General features: G+C 48.7%; 23 protein-coding genes. 18 read left to right on the plus strand and 5 right to left on the minus strand.

Annotated elements, in window-relative coordinates; translation table 11 throughout:
• Window positions 1-316: 316 nt before the first annotated feature.
• Complete coding sequence (locus HPY28_RS26125; RefSeq protein WP_017250666.1) at window positions 317-1,180, minus strand: helix-turn-helix transcriptional regulator; 864 nt, start codon at window positions 1,178-1,180, stop codon at window positions 317-319.
• A 135-nt stretch (window positions 1,181-1,315) separates the two neighbouring features.
• Here HPY28_RS26125 and fabF point away from each other — a divergent pair, with 135 nt between their 5' ends.
• The 3 genes from fabF (at window position 1,316) to HPY28_RS26140 (ending at window position 4,270) form a co-directional block, all read left to right on the plus strand.
• Complete coding sequence (gene fabF, locus HPY28_RS26130; RefSeq protein ID WP_173623792.1) at window positions 1,316-2,548, plus strand: beta-ketoacyl-ACP synthase II; 1,233 nt, start codon at window positions 1,316-1,318, stop codon at window positions 2,546-2,548.
• 125 nt (window positions 2,549-2,673) lie between these two features.
• Complete coding sequence (locus HPY28_RS26135; protein WP_174231705.1) at window positions 2,674-3,222, plus strand: sigma-70 family RNA polymerase sigma factor; 549 nt, start codon at window positions 2,674-2,676, stop codon at window positions 3,220-3,222.
• A complete protein-coding gene (locus HPY28_RS26140) occupies window positions 3,197-4,270 on the plus strand; it encodes a DUF4179 domain-containing protein (RefSeq protein WP_174231706.1) in 1,074 nt (357 codons plus the stop codon). Before HPY28_RS26135 ends, HPY28_RS26140 begins: the two co-directional genes overlap by 26 nt.
• Window positions 4,271-4,335: 65 nt before the next feature.
• Here the strand turns inward: HPY28_RS26140 and HPY28_RS26145 are convergent, their stop codons facing one another.
• Window positions 4,336-4,566 carry a DUF1128 domain-containing protein gene (locus HPY28_RS26145; protein ID WP_007722824.1) on the minus strand — a complete coding sequence of 77 codons (231 nt, stop codon included), beginning with the start codon at window positions 4,564-4,566 and terminating at the stop codon, window positions 4,336-4,338.
• Between the two features lie 31 nt (window positions 4,567-4,597).
• On the minus strand, window positions 4,598-7,090 hold the full coding sequence (locus HPY28_RS26150; protein WP_017250662.1) for a U32 family peptidase: 2,493 nt from the start codon (window positions 7,088-7,090) through the stop codon (window positions 4,598-4,600).
• 182 nt (window positions 7,091-7,272) lie between these two features.
• Between HPY28_RS26150 and HPY28_RS26155 the strand changes: the two genes are divergently transcribed.
• Genes HPY28_RS26155 through HPY28_RS26165 form a run of 3 tightly spaced genes read left to right on the plus strand, consistent with a single transcriptional unit; the run spans window position 7,273 to window position 10,414 of the window.
• Window positions 7,273-8,601, plus strand: coding sequence for an ATP-binding protein (locus HPY28_RS26155; protein ID WP_017250661.1), 1,329 nt, complete (start codon window positions 7,273-7,275; stop codon window positions 8,599-8,601).
• Entirely contained in the window at window positions 8,561-8,734 is a 174-nt protein-coding gene (locus HPY28_RS26160) for a hypothetical protein (protein WP_017250660.1), read from the plus strand. The genes HPY28_RS26155 and HPY28_RS26160 overlap by 41 nt, the downstream gene beginning before the upstream one ends.
• A 3-nt stretch (window positions 8,735-8,737) precedes the next feature.
• A complete protein-coding gene (locus HPY28_RS26165) occupies window positions 8,738-10,414 on the plus strand; it encodes a peptide ABC transporter substrate-binding protein (protein ID WP_174231707.1) in 1,677 nt (558 codons plus the stop codon).
• Window positions 10,415-10,453: 39 nt separating this feature from the next.
• Here HPY28_RS26165 and HPY28_RS26170 read toward each other — a convergent pair whose 3' ends face one another.
• Window positions 10,454-11,047: a TetR/AcrR family transcriptional regulator gene (locus tag HPY28_RS26170; RefSeq protein ID WP_017250658.1), complete on the minus strand. Its 594-nt coding sequence runs from the start codon at window positions 11,045-11,047 to the stop codon at window positions 10,454-10,456.
• A 200-nt stretch (window positions 11,048-11,247) separates the two neighbouring features.
• Between HPY28_RS26170 and HPY28_RS26175 the strand changes: the two genes are divergently transcribed.
• The 11 genes from HPY28_RS26175 to HPY28_RS26225 all read left to right on the plus strand — a co-directional run bounded on the left by HPY28_RS26175 (window position 11,248) and on the right by HPY28_RS26225 (window position 23,437).
• Entirely contained in the window at window positions 11,248-11,721 is a 474-nt protein-coding gene (locus tag HPY28_RS26175; RefSeq protein ID WP_007722846.1) for an N-acetyltransferase, read from the plus strand.
• A 121-nt stretch (window positions 11,722-11,842) separates the two neighbouring features.
• Window positions 11,843-13,924 carry a methyl-accepting chemotaxis protein gene (locus tag HPY28_RS26180; protein ID WP_173623787.1) on the plus strand — a complete coding sequence of 694 codons (2,082 nt, stop codon included), beginning with the start codon at window positions 11,843-11,845 and terminating at the stop codon, window positions 13,922-13,924.
• 133 nt (window positions 13,925-14,057) lie between these two features.
• Entirely contained in the window at window positions 14,058-14,789 is a 732-nt protein-coding gene (locus tag HPY28_RS26185) for a GTP pyrophosphokinase (protein WP_017250656.1), read from the plus strand.
• A complete protein-coding gene (pepV, locus tag HPY28_RS26190; protein WP_017250655.1) occupies window positions 14,776-16,212 on the plus strand; it encodes a dipeptidase PepV in 1,437 nt (478 codons plus the stop codon). Before HPY28_RS26185 ends, pepV begins: the two co-directional genes overlap by 14 nt.
• 150 nt (window positions 16,213-16,362) lie before the next feature.
• Window positions 16,363-16,965: a TetR/AcrR family transcriptional regulator gene (locus HPY28_RS26195; protein ID WP_017250654.1), complete on the plus strand. Its 603-nt coding sequence runs from the start codon at window positions 16,363-16,365 to the stop codon at window positions 16,963-16,965.
• A gap of 75 nt (window positions 16,966-17,040) precedes the next feature.
• Entirely contained in the window at window positions 17,041-18,342 is a 1,302-nt protein-coding gene (locus HPY28_RS26200) for an MFS transporter (RefSeq protein ID WP_174231708.1), read from the plus strand.
• A 141-nt stretch (window positions 18,343-18,483) separates the two neighbouring features.
• Window positions 18,484-19,560 carry a M42 family metallopeptidase gene (locus tag HPY28_RS26205; protein ID WP_017250653.1) on the plus strand — a complete coding sequence of 359 codons (1,077 nt, stop codon included), beginning with the start codon at window positions 18,484-18,486 and terminating at the stop codon, window positions 19,558-19,560.
• Between the two features lie 284 nt (window positions 19,561-19,844).
• Window positions 19,845-21,335 (plus strand): DEAD/DEAH box helicase, encoded by a 1,491-nt coding sequence (locus HPY28_RS26210; protein WP_174231709.1) that lies wholly within the window; start codon window positions 19,845-19,847, stop codon window positions 21,333-21,335.
• 624 nt (window positions 21,336-21,959) lie between these two features.
• Window positions 21,960-22,394, plus strand: a complete 435-nt coding sequence (locus tag HPY28_RS26215; RefSeq protein ID WP_173623784.1) for an Lrp/AsnC family transcriptional regulator — start codon at window positions 21,960-21,962, stop codon at window positions 22,392-22,394.
• Between the two features lie 5 nt (window positions 22,395-22,399).
• Window positions 22,400-23,038 (plus strand): LysE family translocator, encoded by a 639-nt coding sequence (locus tag HPY28_RS26220; RefSeq protein WP_174231710.1) that lies wholly within the window; start codon window positions 22,400-22,402, stop codon window positions 23,036-23,038.
• 153 nt (window positions 23,039-23,191) lie between these two features.
• A complete protein-coding gene (locus tag HPY28_RS26225) occupies window positions 23,192-23,437 on the plus strand; it encodes a hypothetical protein (protein WP_017250648.1) in 246 nt (81 codons plus the stop codon).
• A gap of 77 nt (window positions 23,438-23,514) precedes the next feature.
• On the opposite strand, the gene HPY28_RS26230 is transcribed toward HPY28_RS26225, so the two are convergent.
• Window positions 23,515-24,927: an RsmF rRNA methyltransferase first C-terminal domain-containing protein gene (locus tag HPY28_RS26230; protein WP_017250647.1), complete on the minus strand. Its 1,413-nt coding sequence runs from the start codon at window positions 24,925-24,927 to the stop codon at window positions 23,515-23,517.
• A gap of 84 nt (window positions 24,928-25,011) precedes the next feature.
• On the opposite strand from HPY28_RS26230, the gene HPY28_RS26235 reads away from it, so the two are divergent.
• A complete protein-coding gene (locus tag HPY28_RS26235) occupies window positions 25,012-25,767 on the plus strand; it encodes a hypothetical protein (RefSeq protein WP_017250646.1) in 756 nt (251 codons plus the stop codon).
• The last annotated feature ends 12 nt before the right edge of the window (window positions 25,768-25,779 follow it).

The following is a 25,779-nucleotide window of genomic DNA, read 5'->3' on the forward strand; positions in this document are numbered from 1 at the left end:
TTGCCGTTGGGCTGGTTTTCCTTTTGCGTGCAAGTTTTAGAAGGCCTCGATCTACGGACAAGGCTAGTGAGAAGAAAAAGCACAGGGCTCGCAGACCTTGACAACGCCTACCCAGTCGGAACTTCAAAAAGGGGACCACGCTTGTCGAACACTTCTTCCTCGAGAAACATCCGCCCGTAGGGTGGCTTTGGCTCGACGGTCCCCTTTTTGAAATGGAGACGTCCAGTCAATTCCCCCTGCTGGCGTGTCAGAGTCGAAGAGAACTGTGCTTTTTCTTCTCCTCCACTATGTTAACTCAAACCAGAAAGAGCTTCGGTCACGGTTTGGTAGAAGAACCCGGCCGATCAATCAGCTGCCGCAGCTTTGTCTCCGTTGCAGAATTCGGGTCAGGCGTGTAAATGCTGCACTGCAAATCCGCGCTCCCGGAAACTTGCAGCGAAGTCAGATCAAAGAGCATTTTCCCTGCCTTTGCATGACGGAATTCCAGTAAAACCTCCGGGGCTGAGCTGACGCGGCTTTGCTCCCATAGATCGTGAAAGTCGGGATGAACCTGCCGCATTTCGCTTAAAAACTGCTCATACCACTCATCCTCCACATACTGACCATAATTCGCGCGAAAAATTGCGAGAAAGCCGCTGACGAAATGCTCCCAGTTAACGGCCAGCCGTCGCAATTCCTTTCGCGTAAACACCAGGCGGATCAAATTGCGCTCTTCATAAGGGATTTGTTCAAAATCGAGAAAGACATGTGCAGCTGCCTCGTTCCAGCCGACAATATGACTGCGCCGATCTGAAATGATGGTTGGACACGAGCGCAACTCTTTTAAGATTCGTTTCAGGGCAGGATTGATCTTCGGCGGCTCATCTTTTGGCAAACCTTGCCCGACTCCCGTGCCTGTCTCCAGTGCCAGCGCATACAAATATTTGCGCTCATCGACGGTGAGCTGCAAGGCTCTCGCTACCGCATCCAGAACAGAAGGCGAGACCTTGATGTCGCGGCCTTGTTCCAGCCATGTATACCAGGTGGAGCTGACCCCCGCAAGCTGAGCAACCTCTTCTCTACGTAGCCCGGGTGTTCTTCTGCGAGTCCCAGGAGCCAGCCCGACCGATTGTGGCAGGATTTTGGCGCGCTGCGCTTTCAAGAAAGTAGACAGTGCTTGCAAACGCGTTTGCTGATTCATGGTACACTCTCCATTTCCTCAACTGGTTAAGTTTGTTAGACTAGTACTTATTATACTAGGATAAACAACAACTTGTAATAGGATAACCCGTGTGACAAGATGATTCCCATAAGGCACTCAAATAGGAGGCTTACCATGGAAAAAGTCGTTGTTACAGGTATGGGAGTGATTTCCCCGATAGGGAATACAGTAAAGCAGTTTTGGAACAGTCTCGTCCAAGGGAAGTCTGGAATCTCGCATATTGACACGTTTGATACAGCTCGTAATAAAACGAAAATCGCCGGTTTGGTGCGAGATTTTGATCCGGTAGAGCGGTTTGGGCGCAAAGAGGCGCGACGAATGGATCGCTTTTGCCAGTTTGCCCTTGCTGCGGTAGAAGAAGCGTTAGAGGATGCAGAGCTTCGGCTGGACGAGTTGGACCGCGAGAGAATCGGGGTATATGTAGGTTCTGGCATTGGTGGGGTAGAGACGCTCCTTGAGCAGCATGATGTCCTGCGTGAGCGAGGTCCAGAGCGGATTAGCCCGACGCTAGTTCCCATGCTCATCTCCAACATGGCAGCAGCGATGATCAGCATCAAGTACGGTCTGTACGGACCGACGATGTCCCCTGTTACTGCTTGCTCGATTGGGAATACGTCCATCGGCGAGGCTTTCCGACTCATTCGATCGGGCGGGGCGGATATCGTCATCGCTGGTGGTTCTGAGGCAGCCGTGACGGACATATCTCTCGCCAGCTTTAGCAACGCGACGGCATTGTCCACGAGAAATGATGATCCAGCAGGAGCGAGTCGGCCATTTGATTCCAAGCGGGATGGGTTTGTCATGGCAGAGGGTGCCGGAATTGTGATTTTGGAATCAGAATCACACGCCAAAAAAAGAAACGCCCGCATGTATGCCGAGGTGATTGGCTACGGGGCAAGCTCTGATGCCTATCATATGGTGGCGACACATCCAGAAGGAATCGGTCCCTATCGCGCGATGAAATGGGCCCTCCAGGAAGCAGGGGTGCAAGCGACAGATGTGGATGTCATCAGTGCGCACGCTACCAGCACAGAAATCGGAGATCGCTCCGAGACATTGGCGATCAAAAAGCTGTTTGGCGAGGATGCTTACCGTGTACCGATCACCGCCAACAAATCGATGACTGGTCATATGTTTGGTGCAGCCGGGGGTGCGGAGGCGATCGCCCTGATTAAGAGCTTGCAGGAAGGAATCATTCCCCCGACGATCAATCAGGAGGAGCAAGACCCGGCCTGCGATCTGGACTATGTGCCAAATACAGCCCGCAGAGCTAGTCTCACCATCGGCATGTCCAATTCCTTTGGCTTTGGCGGTCATAACGCAGTCATCGTGTTGAAAAAAGTGTAACGGATAGAGTCTGTTTCCGTAGTCTCCGGTAGACTATGTGAGCAGGCTTTTTTCATTTCGGTAAAAAATGTGAAACGTTTTACAGTCCTGATTTCTCTAACTGGGGAGAAAAGGAGGGGAACAGATTGAACAAAACGCTTGGTCTCGTTGCACGCGCCAAGAACGGTGATTCAGAGGCATTCCAAATGCTCATGCACCAGGAAAAAGCCAATCTGTATAAGATGGCTTTCGTGTACACGCGCAATGAAGAGGATGCACTGGAGGTTTTTCAGGAAACGGTCTATAAAGCTTTGATCTCCATTTCAACCGTAAAGGATGATCAATATTTTACGACATGGCTGACGCGAATTTTGATTAACACGGCGATTGCCTATTTGGCTAAAAAGCGAAAGGTAATTTCGCTGAGTACAGACATGATCGAAAATATACGAGATACAGAAGGGGTAAGGCTGGAAGAACGAATCGACCTTCTGGAAGCAATGGGAGAGCTCGAAGAAAAGTATGTAACGGTTCTCTTGCTGCGATTTTATAAGGACTATTCTGTAAAGCAAATCGCAGCCTTTCTAGATTGCCCGGAAGGCACCGTGAAAACGAACATACACAGAGGTCTTACTCTATTAAGGAAGAAGCTGAAAGGGGAGTATTTCCATGAGAGAAAAAATTCATGCCTATAAAGAGCAAGTAGATCGCATTCCGGTCCCTACAGAGAAGCTGGACGACATTATCACCAAAACGGTTCGAGAAGCAACGCCACAAAGAAAACGCCTAAACAAAACGAAGCTGGTGTATAGCACAGGGGCTGCAGTCGTTGCTCTAGGTATCTTGTTTAGCTCAGCGACTGTCTCACCCGCGATGGCAAACCTAGTCTCCAAGGTGCCTTTGATCGGATCGATATTCGCGACTTACGGTGACAGCGGATTGAAGCAAGCGAGTGAAAAAGGCTTAACAACTGTCATCGGCGAGTCGCAGGACGTGGGTGGCAATGCGATTACCGTCAATGAAGTCTACTATGATGGGACACGCTTTACGATTGGGTACACATTGGAAACGAAGGAGACAGTTGGAGAGCATTATTTAGGCTCCTCACCGGATTTGACAGTGAACGGGGAAGCGTTTGGATACGCAGGAAGCAGCAAGCAAACACAAATCACACCGACGCTTGCGACCGGAATTGTCGATATCGACGCAATGAATGACTTGCCTCAGGAGTTCAAGCTAGGGTTGAGCTTCCAGGGGGAGGACGGCAAGAAGTGGAGCTTCTCCCTACCAATCAGTGAACGTACAGATACGAAACGCATTCCGATTAATCACCAGCAACAAGCTGGAGGCATTGACCTGACCGTTTCGGATGTCACACTGGGTCCAGCGGGGCTGGTTGTGAGCTTCCAGGCAGTAACCGAGGAAATTGGGTATTTATCGAGCTATTTGGAATTCAAGGTCGTTGATGAAAAAGGGAACGAGCTGGGAGCGTACTCAGGTGGCAGCCAAGGCAAAAAGTCCGACGGCAAAGAGTATCTCACGGGTACAAGACGTTTCGACCCAGTGACAGCAGATGTAAAAGAATTAACGATCACGCCATATATGTCATTTCCTACGAACGGTGGCGGTGTCGAAATGGATGGCAAGGGGAAAGAAACACTGATCCAATCAGCAATCGAGACGATACAAAAGCATGGAAAGAACATCAAGTTCCATACGTTTACCATTTCCTTGCAAAAATAAAACCACACAAAAAAGCGTCCCTCCACATACTGGAGCGACGCTTCTTTACTTGATCAGGGCAAAAACTAGGATTGCTTTCTCATCGCACCTAGCTCTTCAACGATGGCGGTCATTTCATTGATACCAAACGCCGCTTTTTTCTGCACCATGTTGTACAGGTACAGCAAATCCTCGTAATGAACGAGATCGAAATCCTCCGGGCGCATCACCGCCGTATTCGCCATGTTCAGCTTTGCTTTGATGCCCTCGATAATAACGGCCAGGTTTTCTACAGTAGGTTGATTCAGGTCAGCCATACTTTCTCTCTCCTCTCATCAAAGCTGGTATTTATTTCGTCAGTTGCCCACGTGTGACGCCCAACTGGTTGGTTGCCTTCAGGGTACGCCATACGTGTGTACCGCTAACTTCTCCGCGCAATGCCTTGCGATACAGACTGATTACTTCTTTCACGCGCTCTGGCTCTTCTTCCAAAAACTCGATGCGGTAGCTGCCGACATTCAGGGAGCGGAACTCGCTCAAGTACTCAGCACCGGACTGGTCAATCGCGTTATAAACGGTATTGCGGCAACCGGTATCCACACGTATAGGGTGAGAGAAACCGACGCGATCTTTCAAAGAAATGCGGGAGGTCTCACATGGAGTTCCGCAGTTTGTATGGTCAGTACCTTCACTCATGAATGTGCAGTATACGCAGTGCTCAGTGTGGAACATCGGCATGTGCTGGTGGATAACCAGCTCCATATTCGCAGCGTTCGAGCGGCTGAGCAGATCGACCATCTGCTGGATGTTCAGATCGTACGATGGCGTAACGCGGTCAAGACCTGTTGCGAGGAACAGCTCAACTGCCTTGTGGTTCGCGACATTCAAGGAGAAATCGCCAATGAGCGGAATGTCGATTTCTTCACGGCGAGACAAGTAGTAATAGAGTGCTCCCGTGTTGCGCACCAAAATAGCGTCTGGCTTGCTTTTCGCGATCAGGGCAAGGACACCGTTTTCATCCGGCATATGAATGCGCATCGTAGCAATCCCGATCTTTTTCCCGTACTTATGGGCCAGCTTGACACCCTCTGGATATTGCTTGACGAATTCAAAGTCAGCGTAGAGGAAGTCCACATCTGTTTGCGCAGCTGCTTCCAATTGCTCAAGCGAGCGGCACAGAGCTGTCAGGAGTGGTTTTTCCACTGGTGTGCTCGTTGGTACGTCCGCGTATACATTGATATCGTGATGGTGGTAAATCGGCGGCTTGGAACGCAGGAACACGAGCTGCTCGACTGCGTCACGGCGCATCCGGTTCAACTCACTGACAGGTACGATGAGATCCCCTTCGAGATCGACAGTCAGATCGTGAGCTTCCAGGTGGAAAATAGTTCCGCCTAGACGGCTGAGTTGATCGTGCAGCAATTCTTTCGTCAGAGGACGCTTCAAAGCAGTCTCCAGCAGCACGTCGGAAGGAACACTGACCGCGTGATTCTCCTGTTTATCCACCCAAGTGACGCTGAGCTTTTCACCCAGCTTGCCGCTTACGTGAACGGACAGCGGGAAGGTGCGATAAGGCTTTTCCGTCTCGAACGTTTTGCGCAGGCGACGATCCAGCTCAGGATCGCTCGTCTTCCATACGCGGTCCCCGACGTGAAGACGTTTCAGATTCACGTCATTGCGTCCCATGACGATTTCGTACATGCCTTTGGAAACTTCGCCTTCTACTTTTTTACTGCGGCTCAAAATATCGTAGATGCGACCGCCTTCTTCTTTTTGCGTGGGGTCACCCGCGTCGAATACAATTCCGTCTCCGCGTTTGACAGGAGCAGTGATGTCCACCAGTACGCCGGTAGGAAGCAGTTTTTTCACGGTTCCCAAAAACACACCGCGGCTTTTCGGGAACGATCCATCTACGAGCTGCTTGTTGTTTGTCCCGGTCAAAAATCCGTGTGTAAACCCGCGAGAGAAGCTTTGTTGCAGCTCGCGTACTTCTACCTCGGATGGTCCTGTATCTTGTCCGGCAAAATAACGCTCGATGGCGGCGTTGTATTTACTCACGACGTTTGCAACGTATTCAGGTGTTTTTAGACGACCTTCAATTTTAAAGGAAGTCACACCAGCTTCGATCAATTCAGGAACCAAATCGATGGCAGCCAAGTCCTTCGGGGACAGCACGTAAGCAATATTTCCCATATCCTTTTGCACACCGTCTACCATCAGGTCATACGGCAAGCGACAGGCTTGGGCACACTCTCCGCGGTTTGCCGAGCGTCCACCCCACATTTCCGAGGTCAGACATTGTCCGGAATAAGAAACGCACAAGGCGCCGTGGACGAATACTTCCATCGGCAGCTTTGCTTTTTCCCCGATTTTTTTGATCTCTTTTAATGAATTTTCACGACCAAGTACGACGCGTTCCATATCAAACGGCTTCGTGAACTCCACCGCTTCCGGCGAAGTAATCGTCATTTGCGTAGAGCCGTGAATCGGGAAGTCTGGAGAAATCTCGCGGATCATCTTTACAAGACCGAGGTCTTGTACGATCACAGCATCTACTCCAGCGTGAATACAGGCGTCTATCAACTCGCGTGCATCTTCTAGTTCATTTTCAAAAACGAGAATATTAAAGGTAAGGAAGCCCTTTACCCCGTACATGTGCAAATAAGCCATAATCTCAGGCAGCTCCGCCATTTGGAAGTTCTCAGCACGCGCACGCGCGTTGAACTTTTCTACCCCAAAAAAGATGGCATTGGCTCCGTTGGCCACGGCTGCCTTCAAACAGTCCCAGTTACCAGCAGGTGCCAACAGCTCGATATCTTCACGCTTTATACCATTTCGCATTTGTATGTCATTACCTCCAAGGTCTTCAAACAAGCTCTTCTTCATCATAGGGAAATGTGCTGGTCACCGCAACAAAAACATCCTTTCTGCCAGATGTTGAAAATGTGCCTTCCAGAAAGACACCTAGAGATGGTGTTCTGTAAGAAAAATCGAAATATTCTAAGAGCCAGGGGAACCGATATATGTTAATCATCAAAGACATTTTGCTGCAGTTACTGTTCGTTATCGTCCCTGTTTTGCTGTATAGAAATGTTTGGCTGGGGCGATCAACCTCGAACAAGATGAGCGTCAAGTCATCAATGGTTATCGTTTGTAGCTCGATCAGCGTCATTTTTGCCATGAGCTTTCCAGTACAACTCAGTAATGGTATGGCGTACGATTTACGCTCGATACCAATCATTATTACCATTTTATACGCTGGGTATATCCCGGGCATTTTGACGATTTTGGTGATGTTTGTCGTAAGGATTGTTCTGGGTGGCGATGGCGTTCTCATAACGATTCTTGGAACGATGGTCTACGCGATCATACCGTTTTTGTTGGTCAATCGTTGGTATGGCTACTCTTTGCGAAAAAAACTAGCGGTCGTTCTCTTAATCGGATGCTTGAAGCAGCTATCCATCATCGGTGGAGGGATGGTTGTTTTGATCTGGAGAGGGTTCCCGTTGTCCATCATTAACGATTATCTGGAGCCGCTAGTGGAAATCGGCTACCTCGCTTTGATCATACTAGGTGGAGCCGTTTATTTCATCGAGTTTATTCGAGAATCTCATATTATCCGTAAGCAGGTCGAACGTTCAGAAAAGCTGAACCTGATCAGCGAGCTGGCAGCCAGTGTCGCCCATGAAGTGCGCAATCCACTCACAGTGGTACGAGGCTTTGTCCAATTGCTGCGTGAGGAGTCGAATCCGAAAAACATTGAATACATCCGATTGGTCTTAAATGAACTCGATCGGGCTGAATTTATTATTTCCGACTATTTAAATCTGGCCAAGCCTCATTCTGAGACGCTGGAGCGACTGGAGATTTCGCATACCGTGAAAGAAGTGACGGCCATCATGTCCTCTTACAGCGTCATGAACCGAGTGGAAATCGCCTGTGAGACCGAGCCGGGCCTATTCGTTGAGAGCAACGCCGTTAAGCTCAAGCAAGCATTGATGAATCTGATGAAAAACGGTATCGAATCGATGGGGCAAGGTGGCGTACTGCACGTCACCGTACAAGCAGCCGGGAACTATCATGTGATTTCCATCAAGGATGAGGGAGAGGGGATGACGCCGGAGCAGATTGAACAGATTGGGCTTCCTTTTTATTCGACAAAGGAAAAAGGGACAGGTCTCGGATTAATGGTAACTTGCCGGATCATCGAGGCGATGCAAGGGACGATCCACTTTCAGAGTGAACGAGGACACGGAACGCAGGTGACAATTGAACTGCCTGCCGTGTATACGACCGAAAAAGGAGGCGAACATGGACAAAGATCAAGAAGTGTGGGAGCGACTCTTTCATGAGTTGGCTGTAATCAGAAGCGAGTTAAAAGCGTTCAAGCTCGAAACACGTGCAGAGCTCTATCAAATCAAAAGCGAGCTGAAAGAATGGCAGCAGAGAGAAGAACAGCGAAGGCTCCCGAGCGAAGGGGAATAAACCATGCGACGTTCCATAAACCGATGGTGGCAACAAACAGGAAAAGCTGTTTTCGCAGCAGGCGTGGCTTTAGCCCTAGCTGCATGCGGACAACCACAGGAAGCAGCAAAGCCTGCCACACAACCAACGACAGAAGCTACGCCGGCTAATGCATCTGTGCAACCCGAACAAATACTTAAACTGAATAACTTTACAGAACCGCTTTCTCTTCATCCCGGACTCATTTCGGATGTTTGGTCATCCAATGTTATTTTTCAGACGTTTGAGGGGCTGACTCGCATTGACGACAAGGGCGTTCCACAGCCCGCCATGGCTCAGGAAATCAAGGCATCAGACGATTTGTTGACGTACACCTTCACGATTCGCGACAATGCGAAGTGGTCGAACGGCGATCCCGTAACCGCGCATGATTTTGAGAACGCCTGGAAATGGGCACTCGATTCCAAAAACGGTTCAGAGTATGCCTATCAGCTGTTTTATGTGAAAAATGCAGAGGCGGCCTTTGCTGGCAAAGCGAAGCCCGAAGAGATCGGGGTCAAGGCAACAGATGACAAGACACTGGTCGTCCAACTGGAAAATCCGACGCCGTTTTTTCTGGAGCTTACTGCTTTTTACAGCTACTTCCCGCTGAATACCAAAGTGGTGAAAGACAAACCGGACTGGGCGAAGGAAGCAGGACCAGCCTACACCTCGAATGGACCGTTCAAACTCGATACGTGGGAGCATAAAACCAAGCTGACGCTTACGAAAAATGAGCATTACTGGGACGCAGACGCTGTCAAGCTGACCAAAATCGAAATGAATATGATTAATGACGCAAATACAGAGCTGTCGATGCTGGAGGGCGGCGATCTCGATTGGGCAGGTGCCCCAACTGGCAATCTGCCACTCGACGCGATGCCGACCTTGAAGGAAAAAGGATTGCTGGTGATCACGCCAAAAGCCGGGACGTATTGGTATGAATTCAACACAGAGCAAAAGCCTTTCCACAACAAAAAAATTCGCCAAGCCTTTTCATACGCGATTAACCGGAAAGACATCGTGGAGAACATCACGCAAGGAGGGGAATTGGTTGCAACAGCCGTAGTGCCGCCTACGATGTTTACTGAGAACGAGCAAGGCTTGTTTCCAGACAACGACATAGAAAAAGCCAAGCAGCTGTTGGCGGAAGGCATGAAGGAAGAAGGGTACGCTAGTGTCGACCAGCTCCCGCCGATTACACTGTCCTATAATACAGAGGAAGCACAGACCAAAATAGCGCAAGCCGTACAGGACATGTGGCAAAAAAACTTGGGTGTGCATGTCAAGCTGGAGAATCAGGAATGGAATGTCTACTATGAAAACGTGAAAAACGGGAAGTACCAAGTAGCGCGGATGGGGTGGACAGGGGATTTCAACGATCCGATCAACTTCCTAGAAATATTCCGAACGAAGGAAGGCAACAACCATACTCGTTGGGAGAATCGTCAATATGCCGATCTATTGGCGGCTTCTGCCAAGGAGAAGGATGCTGCCAAACGAAAAGCGATCTTGCAAGAGGCTGAGAAAATCTTGGTGGACGAAATGCCAGTCATTCCGTTTTATTTCAAGTCTACGGTGTATGCGCAGAACCCCAAGTTGAAAGGCGTAGTTATTTCAGGTTTGGGATATGCACAGTACAAATGGGCGTATTTCGAATAAATCATACAGTAGTCACATTCGAAGGGCTGGTCAGTCGGATTATTCCACGACCAGCCCTTCGAATACGATAGAGACCTTCTCTTCCATGATTTCTTCGAGTGCCCAGGCGCCTTCGCTGCGTACCCAATCATAAAGAGCGTTATAGTAAATGTTTTCCAACATATTCGCAGCGACAAGAGGGTTGAATTTACTTTTCAATTGATTCTTTTCTTGCGCTTCTTCAATCAGGTCAGCGAAAAGTTGACGCAATTCAAAGTACATGTTCTTTTCATTCTCAAGCACTTTCCGATGTTTCATCGAGGATTCTACGACGACTTTGATGAAATCGAAATTGGTGATGGTGACTTCATTCATGATCTTGTAGATCCGGAGCACCTTCGATTTGCATTCGTTACCATAATCCCACTCTTCCCGGCGCTCCTCGATTTCATGCAGACGCTCATATCCCCAGTTAGCGAGAATGGCTTCCTTTGAAGTGAAATGCAGAAAGATCGTACCGCGTGCAACATCCGCTTCTTCGGAAATCATGTCGATTGTGGTTGCTTCAAAGCCGTGCGTTTTGAAAAGCTTGATGGCCGCATTGAAGATTTTTTCGCGTGTTTCGCGCTTTTTCCGTTCCCGTCTCGTCGTCAAGTATGTAGCACCTCCTTATGAACTCGTACGCTTGATTATAACACAACGGTTACCTAACAAAAGAATAGTTCATGCAATTGAGCATAAATTAGGTGAAAAAAGGATAGACTTCTGCGCAGCTCGAATGTATATTTATATACTATAATGAATAAATATTGAATCATGCCAGGCTCGAAATGCATGGGGTGGAGGAGAGTAAAATGGGTGTTGCAAAGGCACTGGCAGTACGTCAGGCTACGATGAAAGACGTGGATGCCATGTTGGAGATTGTTAATGAATATGCACAGCAAGGCTTGATGCTACCACGTACGAAGCTGTCTTTCTTAGAAAACTTGCAATCCTTTATTGTCGCTCATGATGGAGATTCGGTCGTAGGTGTCGCAGGCCTACATATTTTGTGGGAGGATCTGGCTGAGATCCGCTCCTTGGCTATCTCGGAAAAAGCGAAGGGGATGGGCGTAGGGAAACATCTGGTTCTTCATTTGGTTGAGCAATGCCGCCTTCTGGGAATTAAGCGTGTACTGGCGCTGACCTATCAACAAGTGTTTTTTGAAAAGTGCGGGTTTTGGGTGGTTGCCAAGGAAACACTGCCGCAAAAAGCTTGGAAGGATTGTATTAATTGCTCCAAGCTGCCGATGTGCGACGAAATTGCTATGATTTTCGAAACAGCCTGATACTTTGGTCTAGCCTTCCTTTTTCCTTTTCTGGTACTATATTCATATGAATAGTAGAAATATAAATAATATTCTATAAGTATACCAGAAAATGAGATTGAAAAAAATAGGGGGCTCTTCCATGAAATTAGGCGCTCGTATACTGCTCGTACTACTACTGGCAGGAAGTGTACCGCTGACGGCAGCGGGAGTGTTTGCTTATCAGGAATCCAAGCAGGAATTGTTGAACGGAAGCGCCGCTACACTGGAAGCGCTGCGTCACAGCAACAAGGAACAGGTGGAAAATTACTTTCGTGAGCGAGCCAGGAACGTGGATACGCTGGCTGCATCGGGAACAGTAATGTCTGCCCTTTCTTCGTTTGAGGACGTGTGGCGGCAAGGACGAGAATCGCCTACCTACGAAGAAGTGCAAGCGAGGTATACCAACGAATTGAAAATGGAGGTCGCTCGCTACGGCTTCGTAAATGCTTTTCTGTTGAATGCACAAGGGGACATCGTGTACGAGACAAAGCCGCAGGCCGATTTTGGTACCAATCTCCTGACAGGCCCACACGCTGACTCTGTACTTGGCCAGACTGTGCAGCAAGTCAAGAAAACCCAAAGCGCAGAAATGTCAGATCTAGGCATTTACGAGCCATCTGGAGGAGCGCCAGGGGTATACATGGCAGCGCCGATCTACGAGCGAGGTTACATCATCGGGCAAATAGTAGTCGAAGTATCCATGGATTATATTTCTAGAATATTCAATCAACGAGAGGGACTTGGGGAAACCGGGAAGATTTACTTGGTGGGTGGTCCGGACAAGCTCATGCGCTCACAACTGGGCAGTGAGCCAAATACGTTATTACAGCAAAAAGTAGATACGCCCATCGTTGATCAGGTCTTGCTCACCCAACAATCCGAAGGAACGGTCGAAAGCATGGATTACTTAGGACAGCAAGTGCTCGTGTCCTATGATCAGGTCAAAGTGGGGAAGAAGACGTGGGCGATTTTGGCAGAGATGAATATGACCGAAATACTGGAGGGCCCAACCCGCATTCGGGATGCCATGATTGCCTTTAATGGTGTCGTCCTCTTGCTAATCGTCATCATCTCGTTATTTACAGCAAATTGGCTTCGTCGCTCGTTTCGCGGCATGCTTTCCGTGGCAGAGCGGATCGGACATGGGGATTTTTCGCGTGAGATTCCTGACAAGCTATTAAAACGAAAAGATGAATTGGGGGAGCTTGCAGAGTCTCTCGTTACGATGCAGAAGCAACTACGCAAAATTTTGTTTCAGATTCAGCAGGCAGCCGCTTCCGTTTCCGGTGCGGTGCGAAATATCCAGGGAAACACCAGTGAGATTGCCGCTTCCAGTCAGCAAATTGTCCTCGTCGTCGATCAAGTGGCTGCATCTGCTGACAGTCAGGTAGAAAAAATGGGACAAACCTTGAATCTAGCTGTTGATTTGACGAAAGATGTGGCGGTCGTAACGGAAAATGTAGAACGGGTGACTGTATCTGCGGAAGAAATGAAGCAACATGCACACGCAGGCAGACGTGCGATCGCAGATGTGATGGACAGCATGGACGAAATCAATCGTTCGGTAGAAGCTGCAACGGATGTCATTCATGTATTGGAAGGGCGATCGAAGGACATTTCGAGAATTATCTCCGTCATTACAGAAATTGCCCGACAGACCAATCTGCTAGCTTTGAATGCTGCGATCGAAGCAGCCAGAGCAGGAGAGCATGGCAAGGGATTTGCCGTCGTCGCTGGGGAAGTGCGCAAGCTGGCAGAAGATACCAACAGCGCTGCCCAGCAGATCGTAGGCATGATTGGAGACGTACAAAAGGATACGAAGGAAGCAGTCGCCAGGATGGTCGAGGGTGCCCAAACGACCGCCCGCGGCATAAAAACAGCACACCAATCGCAGGAGATGTTCCAACACATCGAGGAAAACATCCTCGGGGTGTCGCAAGAAATTAATGGTGTCAGTGAAGCATTCAAGCGTATGGCGCCAGATGCCCAGCAGGTAGCCGTTGTCGCTGGTGAAGTATCGTCCGCATCGATGCAAGCGGCTGCTGGTGTCCAAAGCATCTCGGCTGCGGTAGAGGAGCAGAGTGCAGCGATGGAGCTTATCGCAGATGCTGCGAATCAGCTGGCCATTCTAGCAGAAGAGCTGAGAAGCTCACTTGCAACCTTTGTTTCGCGCGAAAATTAAGAAAAGAGGGACGGAGCAAAAGCCAGTGACAACTGCCTTTTCTCCCGTCTCTTTTTGTATTTTGGAAGGATATCTCACACAAAATGTTGAATGATAAGGACGATGGAGAGTTTCAAGCCGGAGGGACGTAAGCGTGCACAAACTAGATTGGGAACTATATCTGCTACCGTTCGAACAAGCTGTAGAAGAAATCAAAGTCAAAATTAAAAATATCCGTAACGAGCTGCGCAAACGCAAGGAGCATTCACCGATTGAGTTTGCGGTGGGCAGGGTCAAATCGATCCCGAGTATTTACAACAAGGCAAACCGCTTGCAGTTTCCGATTGATGAGAATATCTGCTGGGAAATTCGAGATATCGCAGGCATCCGCGTCATTTGCCAGTTTATTGATGATATACCTGCAGTCGTTGAGATGATACGCAACCGCGGAGACATGCGTGTGTATTTGGAGAAGGATTATGTCTCTACCCCAAAAGAAAGCGGATATCGCGGCTATCACCTTGCCGTGGAGTATCCGATCATGATGGCGGGTGGGCAAGTGACCATTCCGGTAGAAATTCAGATTCGCACATTGGGAATGAATTTTTGGGCGACGATTGAGCACTCGCTGAATTATAAATACGAGGGAATTATCCCATCCGATATACGGCAAAGATTGTTCGAGGCTGCCAAGGCGTCTTACAAGCTTGATAGCGAAATGAACAACATCCGGGACGAAATTAAAGACGCCCAAGCAGAATTTACGAAAAAAGAAGTGCCAATGGAGTCATTGTTATCGTTGGTGGAGCTGGATCTCGACGTCGATGCGGCAATGGACGAAGGAAGCATGAATGAGAGGACTGGAGAAGAGAATGACAAGCGTTAATTGGCTGGAAGAAACAAAGAAACGCAAGGACGAACTGATTGCGACGACACAACAATTTTTGCAGATTAAAAGTGTATTAGACCCCGAGTCAGCACGGGAAGGTGCCCCTTTTGGAGAAGGGATTCGGCAAGCGCTTGACTTTGCTCTAGGCGTGTGTGAAAAAGCAGGCATGACAACCAAAGACGTCCGCGGGTATGCAGGGCACGCTGAATTCGGACAAGGTGAGGAATTGATCGGCATTCTGAGCCATGTCGATGTCGTGCCGGAAGGCGAGGGCTGGAGTACGCCTCCGTATGCAGCCGAGATCGTGGATGGACGCATGGTGGCCCGTGGTGCGATTGACGACAAGGGACCGACGATGGCGGCCATTTTCGCAGCGAAGATCGTGATGGAGTTGGGATTGCCACTGTCGAAGCGCGTGCGCTTTATTTTCGGTACGGATGAAGAATCGAGCTGGCAGTGTGTGAACACGTATTTTGAAACGGAAGAAATGCCGACGATGGGCTTTACACCAGATGCAGACTTCCCGCTGATCTATGCGGAAAAAGGCTTGACCGATCTGTCATTACGGCAGACGCTTGCATCCTTCCAAAGCCTTGGAATACCTGCTGCGGATAATGTGGCGGCAAAGCTCGTTTCCTTACAGGCTGGCTTGCGGATGAATATGGTTCCAGACAAGGCTGTAGCAACGCTTGCGCCAATCGGCTTGAATAGTGAGGCGATTGCACAAAGTTATCGCCAGCACTTAGAAGCGACTAGCTTGAAAGGCAAAGTGGAGGAGCAGGACGGTCTCGTAGTGCTGCACATGGAGGGCGTTTCGGTTCACGGAATGGACCCGAGCAAAGGTGTCAACGCGGGTACTGAGCTCATTCACTTTTTGCGCACCTTGTCCTTGGATGAACGCGGAGCAGTATTTGTAAGTTTGGCTGATCGTTATTTGCACAAGCAGCATTACGGTGAAGCGATTGGCATCGCGCATGATGATGAAGAAATGGGTGCGCTCACACTGAACACAGGTGTGATCGAGTATGACGAAAAGCAGGATGCGCTTTTCCGTCTGAATATCCGTTACCCACATTCTGTTGCCTTCGAAAAATGGTCGGCCGTTCTTGCTGAACAATTCAGTGAAGGGGCATTTACGCTCGAAGTGGCTGAGCATCTGACACCGCACCGCGTCAACCCGAATCACCCTTTGGTGACGACACTGCAACGCGTGTATACGGAACAAACAGGCGAGGAAGCAGGCATCATTGCAATTGGCGGCGCTACCTACGGCCGTTCGCTGGATGTTGGGGTAGCATTCGGACCGCTTTTCCCAGGTCGTCCTGACAGTGCCCACCAGCGAGATGAATATATTTTCGTGGATGATCTGATCAAAGCGACAGCGATTTACGCGCAAGCGATCTATGAATTAGCGAAGTAGGAATAGCAAGCGGCTGGACACAAGTGCCAGCCGTTTTTATTTTTTGCTGAATCAGGAGAGACAAAACTCTTTGCAAATGCTGGAAGTCAGTACTATAATGCAAGTAACGATTGATCGATTAATCATTCATCAGCAAGGAGCCTGTACAGCATGCCACTTTCAGAAGAACAAGTGCTAAAAATGAAGCAAAAGCGGGAAACGATTCTTCAGCAGGCCGTTCTCTTGTTTGCCGAGCGCGGCTATGATGATACCACCATTGCAAAAGTCGCGAAGGCATCTGGAGTGAGCTTTGGCAGTGTTTTCACGTACTTTGAAAACAAGGATCAGCTCTTTCATGCTGCCGTCACGGAGCCATTACAAGAGCATTCGGTCAAACTGCTTGACTTTGATCCCCAAGCATCTGAGCCATTACTGGAATTAGAGAGAATGGTGACCAATCACATCAAGCTTTTCGCCGCGTTCGATTCGTACTTGCGTCTGGTCGTCCAAGTAGTTGGCTACTACAATCGTTTTGCCCATTCATTTGCTGAGTTAGATGCGTTTCACAACACATTTCGTACGAAAATTGCCGAGCTCTTGATCAATGGACAAGAGAAAGGACTCTTGCATGTCCAAGACCCTAAATACGTGGCGACAGCGTACATGAGTCTGTTAATTGGTCTGCGTGTGAATTTGACCGATGAGCCACAAAGCAACATGTGGGAAAAATTCGTTCCGTTTGCCATGCAGCTTTTTGGACCGAAGAATCGCTAGCATTCTCCATCGGTCTTTTTTTTTAGAATATAAATGATTGATTAATCAATCGTTACGTAAAGAGGAGTGGTCACGATGAGTTTTTGGAAGTTCGACAGCAACATTCAGATCAGGCTGATGTTACAATTTTTGACGACGATGGCGAGCATGACTGTGACCCCGTACTTGATTGTTTTTTTCTCCAAGCAATTGGGGACGGTTGTAACGGGCTTCATGTTTTTAGGCGTGATGGCAGCGAGTGTCGCAGGCTCTTTTGCAGGGGGATATGTGGCAGACAGGATCGGGCGAAAAAAAGTTATCGTTGTGTGTGAGGCGGTCATCTTCCTCAGTTTTCTTGGTGTAGCCTTTGTCAACTCGCCCTGGATTCAGCTGCCTTACGTGACATTTATTTTGTTTCTGTTCAATAACTTTTGTTTGGGGGCGTCAGGTCCTGCATACCAAGCACTCATTATTGATGTGAGTCAGCCTGAGAACAGGCGAGCGATTTTTACGGCTTCCTATTGGTTGAATAATCTGGCGGTAGCGATAGGAGGATTGGTGGGGGCTTTTTTGTTCGACAAGCATTACTTTGCCCTATTTCTCGGTGTGGCTGTAAGCATCGCGATTTCGCTTGCCATTACGATCCTTTTTATCAAGGAAACGTATGTGCCAGAAAAAGGTGCACGCTCAGCGTCTGGCAAACAAAGACAAAAAGATTCGAGTTTTATGGCAGATGTCATGGGAGCTTATAAAGAAGTGCTCAAGCATCGGATTTTTCTGCTGTTTACCATAGCGAATCTGCTCATTATAGCTGTAGAGGAGCAATTGACCAATGTCATAGGCCTTCGTTTAGTGCACGATATCCCGGAGCCTGAGCAGTTATTTTCGTTTCTTGCTATTCAGGTGGATGGGATGAACTTGTTAGGCCTTTTAAAAACAGAAAACACGTTGCTGGTTGTTTGCTTGACCGTTTTAATCTCCTACGTGGTGAAGGGCTTGAGAGATAGGGCCGTGCTCCTGGCAGGCCTGGTCCTGTACTTTTGCGGGTATGCCTGGATTAGCTTCAGCAACTCTCCCGCTGTCTTACTCATTGCCATGTTCTTCGCTACACTGGGTGAAGTGATGCACATTCCGGTAAAACAAGCGCTACTCGCCAATATGGTGCCGGATCATGCGCGGAGCACGTATATGGCTGTACATTCCCTATTTAGCATGGTAGGGGTCAGTAGTGCAGGTTTGTTTATTCTTGTCAGTGCGTGGGTTCCTAACGTTGCGATCACCGGAATTTTTGCAGGGATGGGACTGATTTGTCTCGTGCTATTTCATCGGATTACGAAAAGGGTTGGGCAAGAACAAGAAGCTGCTACGAAGGCCACCCAATCAAATGCGACAGCATGAAGAAGTACTCGAGCGCATTCGGGACACTGGTTGGGGAAACAATAACAAATAGGGTGTCAGTAGTTTGGAAATAAAAGGATTTTGTAAGCGGTTTCCCGAAATCATAAAGAGAATACGTCAGTATCGAAAAGGAGATAAAGGATGGACGATCTCACGAAATTGATCAAGGATTTGACGGAAACGGACGGAGTACCTGGGCACGAGCGCGAAGTCAGGGTGAAGATGGAGGAGTACTTACAGCCTCTCAGTGACGAGTTGGTAAAGGATCGACTGGGTGGGGTACTCGGGAAGAAGACGGGGGTAGAAAACGGTCCGAAAATTTTGCTCGCGGGACATTTGGATGAAGTGGGCTTCATGGTGACTCATATCACGCCAAAAGGGTACTTGCGTTTTATTCAGCTCGGCGGATGGTGGACGCATAATATTCTCTCACAACGCGTGAAGGTCAAGACACGCAAAGGTGAGTATCTCGGGCTCATTGGCTCGAAGGCACCACACGCTCTGGAAAAAGAAGAGCGGGAAAAAGTCATGAAGCTCAAGGATTTGTACATTGACATCGGGGCAAAAGATGAAGCAGATGCGAAGGAAATGGGTGTTCGCCCTGGTGATTGGATTGTTCCTGACAGTGATTTTACGACGATGCGCAACGGAGAGCTGTGGGTCGCAAAGGCGCTCGATAATCGAGCGGGGTGTGCGCTGGCAATCGAGGTGCTGAAACGTTTGCAGTCGGAAGAGCATCCAAATGTGCTATACGCCGGTGCAACCGTTCAAGAAGAGGTTGGGACGCGCGGTGCTGGCACAGTAGCGTCGCTGGTTGAACCGGATATTGCTTTTGCTGTCGATGTTGGACTCGCATATGACACGCCTGGAAATGAATCGTATCCGATGACCTGCAACGTGGGGGACGGTCCGCTCGTTATGTTATTTGATGCCACGATGATTCCACATACCGGATTGCGCGATCTCGTATTCGACACAGCAGAGGAGCTCGGCATCCATATCCAGGTGGATGCCCTCGCAGGAGGCGGAACAGACGCAGCGAAATTCCATACAAGCGGCATTGGCTGCCCGTCGATTGTCGTCGGCTTTGCGACACGGTATATTCACAGCCATAATGCGATTATGGCAAAAAGCGATTTCGAGCAGGCTGCCCAGCTGCTGACAGCTGTCATCAAGAAGCTCGATAAGGAAACGGTTCAACAACTGCTCGATAGATGAGATAGGCGAAACCCTCTCCATGCATGTATCATTGCGATGGAGAGGGTGTTTTTTGTGATGATGGAGAGGTTATGAAATCACGAGCCTCGGAGAAAAATACCCGGGAGTTGAACGGTTTAGTTGTTTTTTCGAGAGTACTCCTTTAGTATAGGTAGGATAGGATTTCGCAAGGGCAACAACCTGCCTAGGATGAATTTGATTGATGAGAGCCGGTTTTATCGCATCCACTGTCCATGCAGTCATGGTGTGGCGAATCGGTTCGCTTGTGAAAGGAAGTGGAAGTTATGGCAAAATCGTTTGCGTCTTTTGGTTTTCGTCCGGAGCTGATGCAAGGGATTCAAGACCTGTATTATAAAGAACCGACACAAATTCAAGAGGAAGCTATTCCTCTCATTATGGAAGGCAAAGATCTAATCGGACAAGCTCAGACAGGTACGGGAAAAACAGCTGCATTCATGCTGCCGATCCTCAACGCTTTGGAAGAGGGAAAACGCGACATTCAAGCGCTCATTCTCACCCCGACACGTGAGCTTTCCATTCAGATTGCCAAAGAAGTAGAAAAGCTGGGTAAGCACCTGAATGTAAACGTGCTGTCTCTGCATGGTGGAACGGATATCGACAAGCAACTTAGCAAATTGAAAGAAACCGTACATGTTGTAGTCGGAACACCAGGGCGCGTGCTGGATCATATGAAGCGCGGATCGCTCCATTTCGGACGCATCTCCACATTGGTGCTGGATGAAGCAGATAAAATGATGGAAATGGGCTTCTTGGAAGATGTGGAGCAAGTGATCGTGCACACGCCTTCCCAGCGTCAGGTGCTGTTGTTCTCTGCTACGATGCCTGATTTGGTGAAAAGACTGGCGCACCGCTTCATGAAGCAGCCACCGCATATCAAGATTGAGGGTAAGCAGAAGACTGTTGAGCGCATTGAACAATTTTACTATGTAGTGAACCAAAGCGATAAGACGGACGCTCTCGTGGATGTGCTGGAGCAAGAGCAGCCGTTCTTGACCATCGTGTTTGCCAATACGCAAGTACGTGTACAGCAGCTTACAGCTCGATTGCAGGAAAATGGCCTCGCTGCGAAAGCACTGTACGGTGATTTGTCCCAAAACAAGCGGGAACAACTGATGAAGCAATTCCGTGAGATTCGTTTCCAATACTTGATCGCGACAGATATCGCGGCTCGTGGACTCGACGTAGAAGGCGTAACACATGTCATCAACTACGATTTGCCGAATGACGTGGATAGCTACATTCACCGCGTTGGACGTACGGGTCGTGCGGGACAAAAAGGTAAAGCCATCTCCCTCATTTCTCCTCGTCAGAAGAACTTGATGGGGCGTTTTGCCAAAGCTACGAAGGCATCGATCGAGGAAAGAATTTTGCAGGAAGGTCGCCATCTGGATGCGGGTCGCCGTCAACGTGCGGAAGAACGGGAAGCTCATTTCATTGAGCTGCGTGCACAACAGGCGAAAGAGCAACAGAAGGAAAAAGACAAAGAGTTCACTCCTGTACGTGAAGCCTTGAAGAAAAAGACGAAGGTAAAACCAGGCTACAAAAGGAAAATGGCGCGTGAGCTGGGTGAATTGCAGACGCAGTATGAGAAAAATCGCAAGAAGGCAGAAGCGATTGCAGCGCGTAAAGCAGGTAAATCTGCGAAGCCAGCCGATGCCAAGAAAGCGGGAAAAGGTGGAGCCGCTCGCTCTGCCAAGGGTGGAAGACCGTTTAGCCAATCCTCATCCGCTGGGAAAACGCGTGGAAATAAGTAAAGATGGTAAGAGAAACTGTCCAGATTCGAAAAGGGTCTGGGCAGTTTTTTTGATTTGGATGTTCTTTTTTTTATGAAGTTTTATGGACGCTTGCAATTCTTTATGTAACAGCCATGGCATGCCCAAGTTCTTATCCTTTGCTCGGGACAAAGTTTATCATACGTCGAACACAATATATATTGTGTTGGTAATGTAACTCAGCATTTTTCTTTATTATGGTAATGAGCTATGAACATAAATGGATTACGTATACACTGTCGGAGGACAGAACTTGCATACAGGATAGTGCTAGCGTGGAAAAAGAAATAGAGAGAATCAAGAGCAAGTATGGATATGAAGCTCTTCTGGAGCAAGGGGCAAAGATTGCGAACTTGAATAAAGAAGAGCAGTAAGGCTCCTAAAAAGGCTTATTCCCACTTCGATCAGGAGGAGGAATAAGCTTTTTTCGTACCTGAAATCGAAGGATGACCTAAATCTGTTAGGAATACGCTCTGAGATTACATGTCGTACAGAAAGAAATGAAGAAATACGGATAAATAGTTAAAAGTATAAGGTTCTTACACCGAATACCTTTCTCTTTGAAAGAAGTTGTTATAATGAATGGAAAACAAGGAGGGAGATCAAATGGATCGGATTGATGAACAAATCCTCCGCTTATTGCGGGAAAATGCCCGAATCACCAGCTCAGACATCAGTAAGCAGGTTCATTTGTCTGTGCCTGCGGTCTCCGAGAGAATACGCAAGCTGGAGGATACAGGACTCATCAAGCAATTCACGGTGAAGCTGGATCGGGAACAGCTAGGGCTTCACCTGATTGCATTTGTGATGGTGGAAATCGAAAAAACGGAGCATATCGCTGGCTTCCGTGAAACGGTCTTGCAGGCAGACTCTGTGCTGGAATGCCATCATATTGCGGGAGCTTACGATTATGTATTGAAGGTTGCTGTAAAAGGGACGGCCGATCTGGAACGATTCATCTCTGAAACATTGAAGCAAATAGATGGTGTAAGCAAGACGAATACGATGATCGTCCTGTCTTCCATGAAAGAGGAGATGTGAACCTGATGGCGATCTGGAACGGTCTATTATTCGGGATGATGCTCCAGCTATCCGTTGGTCCGGTTTGTCTGGGAGTATTGCATCGCTCGATGACTCGGCGATTTCGGGATGCACTCATGATGGTACTGGGGGTTGCACTCGTAGATGCGGTTTATATGGTGGGGGCGGTCGGGGGACTGTCGCTGCTGTTACAAATCCATTGGGTCAAACAGATGGTTTTGATTATGGGAGCTCTGATTTTGACTTGGTTTGGGATTCAAACCTTGCGTGCCATAAAAGGCAGAGGCGTATATGAACAAGCTCCAGTCCAGCATGCTCCATCGGGTCGAAACAGCTTTTGGCACGGCGTGCTTCTGACGCTCGCGAATCCACTGACCATTCTGTTTTGGGCGGGAGTTTTTGGCTCACTATTGGCATCTGGCACTTTTGTTCATTCAACAGAGTTGTTCTTGTTTGCTACAGGCTGTCTGTTATCGACTTTATTGTTCTTGGGGCTGGTAGCTTTGTTGGCCGCGTATTTGGCTCGATTTTTTCGCCCAGGTTGGCTCAACGTTTTTCATGGACTCAGTGGTGTCTTTCTCATTGGGTTTGCGATTGTCCTTTACGCAAAAAGCTGTCTGATGCCTCCATACTGGCCTTTTTAAAGGAGTTCGGAATGACTGCATCGAATTTTAAATAGAATACAGGAATCGCGATCGAAAATAGTGTTTTCCTCCCATGTGATTTGGGTAATAGATAGGAAGATAGAACCCTTTCTTGTGAAAGTACCATAGTACAGGGTGTGAGGAGAACCAGTGATGACGACGGATACGTGCTTGAAATGCGGCAGTCCGATGGGCCGGGGAGAGTACACTTGCCAGGTTTGCGGAGAAAACGAAATACAAGACTACCAGATGATTCGCAATTACGTGAGAAGTTATCCGAATTCAAATGCGATGCAAATAGCCAATGCAACAGGGATATCTGTTTCAAAAATATTGCGTTATATAAGAAATGGCTCGTTGACGGTAGTAGACAATCCGCCCCGCAGAGGGCGATCATAAGAAAAAGAGAAAAGCCCACAAGCAGTCACGAATGCATTTCGTGTAGACTTGTGCGCTTTTTTATTTTTGATGCAAATTTACAACCAGCGTAGACCCTTTGGATAATGATTTTTGAGTTGCCCTTCAGATTGTTTGCCCCAACCGATGGGGAATCCATCTACAGTAACCAGCGTCCAGCCGCTTTCACCATCACGCGTGAGCGCTTCTCCTTTTAAGTACCGCAACATCTCAGGATCGTCTGCGCCATACGGAGCGACACGGACTGCCTCCGCAGGAGAGAGGGAGAGTGCCAAGGCGTGTGCAGGTTCAAATCTGTTCTTTTTTACAGTTCCTAGGTGTAGACCGACGCGCGCGACCTTGAGCTTGTCCCAGTCGAGCTCGGGAGCAGGTGAGTAGTAGAGCTGTTCGCCGAACAAAAGAAAAGCTGATTCATCATCGAATGGTTTGGAGAGCGCCGGGAGTGCTTCATCCGCGAACGTACGCCAAGCTGCCATGGCTTCTTTACGACCTGCCGGAGCCGATTTTGCCGCACGCTTTTCTTTACGCTTCCCGGCAGGTTCATGAACTTCAGTGGTATCACTCTTTTGCAGCTTGGCGAGGTAATGACCTTCTCCCTGTAGACGATGCGGCCACAATCTGGCTGTCTGAGTGAGCTGCTCGTTATACGGCGAGGCCCACTCTGGTTGGCCAGCAGAAAAGCAATCTACATGTGGCAGCGAGACGATCTCAAATTCCGGATGACGTCCCAGGAAGTTAACGAGTGACTGCTCATTTTCCAACGGAGCGAATGTGCAGGTGGAGTAGACCAACGTCCCGCCTGGCTTCAGCATCGCAGCGGCCGCTTCAAGAATATCGCCTTGCATGAGGTGGCACTCGGTTACTTTTGCAGGGCTCCAGTCTTCGATTGCTTCGGGTAGCTTGCGGAACATTCCTTCGCCAGAGCATGGAGCGTCTACTAAAATTCGGTCAAAAAACTGGGGGAATCGCTCCTGTAAGCGTTCAGGCGTTTCGTTGGTCACGACGGCATTGGTCACGCCGCAGCGCTCCAGATTTTCTGACAAGGCTTTTGCACGAACAGGATGGATTTCGTTTGCCACAAGCATTCCTTGTCCACGCAAAAACGCTGCAAGCTGCGTCGATTTCCCTCCTGGCGCTGCACACAGGTCGAGGATGCGCTCATCAGGTTGTGCACCGAGTGCTTCGGCAGCGGACATCGCGCTGGGCTCCTGCAAATAGTACATGCCAGCGGAGTGAAAAGGATGCTTGCCGGGACGATCTGGCTCTTTGTAGCGAAAACCGTTTTCGCACCAAGGGACTGCTTCCAGAGCAAACGGCGAGATTTTCAAAAAATCGTCACGACCCACCTTCAACGGATTGACCCGCAAGCCGTGTGCCACAGGCTGATCATACGAGGAAACAAATGCCTCATAATCGTGTCCGAGCAAGGTTTGCATGCGCTCGGTAAATGGTGTTGGTAAATTTTTTGTCATAACAGCCTCCGTGTCAGATTTTGGCCCCATGTGAAAGGAAAAGATAGAATCATGGCGAATCATAGAGAATGAGGTGAGAGCATTATGGAAGGATCCCGTGCAAAACGCTACCGCTCCCGGCGGAGAAATGACTCGGAAGTAAGCCGGTTTTGGATCATGGGGTTGCTGTTCTCACTGCTGGTGCTCGCTTTTGAATTCTTTATCGAAATACCCGCCGACGCAGATTGGCTGATCGATATGGAGATGGCTTTGTTTTCTGCCAGCTTTACGTTACTTGCCTTTTATCTGCTCGGACTTACCTTTGCCTTTTCACGCCACCAAAAGGCAGGGAAGATCAATCACCAAATCATCATCTATGTATGGTTGGGTGCGATCTTGTTTCACTTGTTCCTGCTCATCAGCAATTTGTCCAATCAGCATGTGTACAAAGCAGGGATCATTCTATTTTTAGGACCATTGTTTTTAACTGTCTACCATTTTATCACGTACTTGGCAGCTTTGCGCGAGGAGCGTGAGGAACAGGAGGCAGCTACGACAGCTACGCTCGAGCGTACGGCCTACCAGATGATTCTGGAGGGTGGACGTGTATACAGTGAGCTGAGTCGCCTGAAAACAGAATATCCAGAAGTGGAGCAAATGCTTCGTGCCAACGATTTTCACGATAAACTGGAGCGCTATGCTTTGGAAATGCAGCAGTATTTGCAGGCGAAGCATTTTGAGCGTAAAGACGTGGAGCTCTTGGAGGGTCACTATTATTTCTTGGAAAACTTGCTGAGCTTGGCGAAACAACATCCGGGAATAATCGAGTCCCGCGTATATAGCCGCCGAGGTGACAATTGATGGGTACAAAGG

It is taken from the genome of Brevibacillus sp. HB1.2 (assembly GCF_013332495.1).
GTDB lineage: Bacteria > Bacillota > Bacilli > Brevibacillales > Brevibacillaceae > Brevibacillus > Brevibacillus porteri.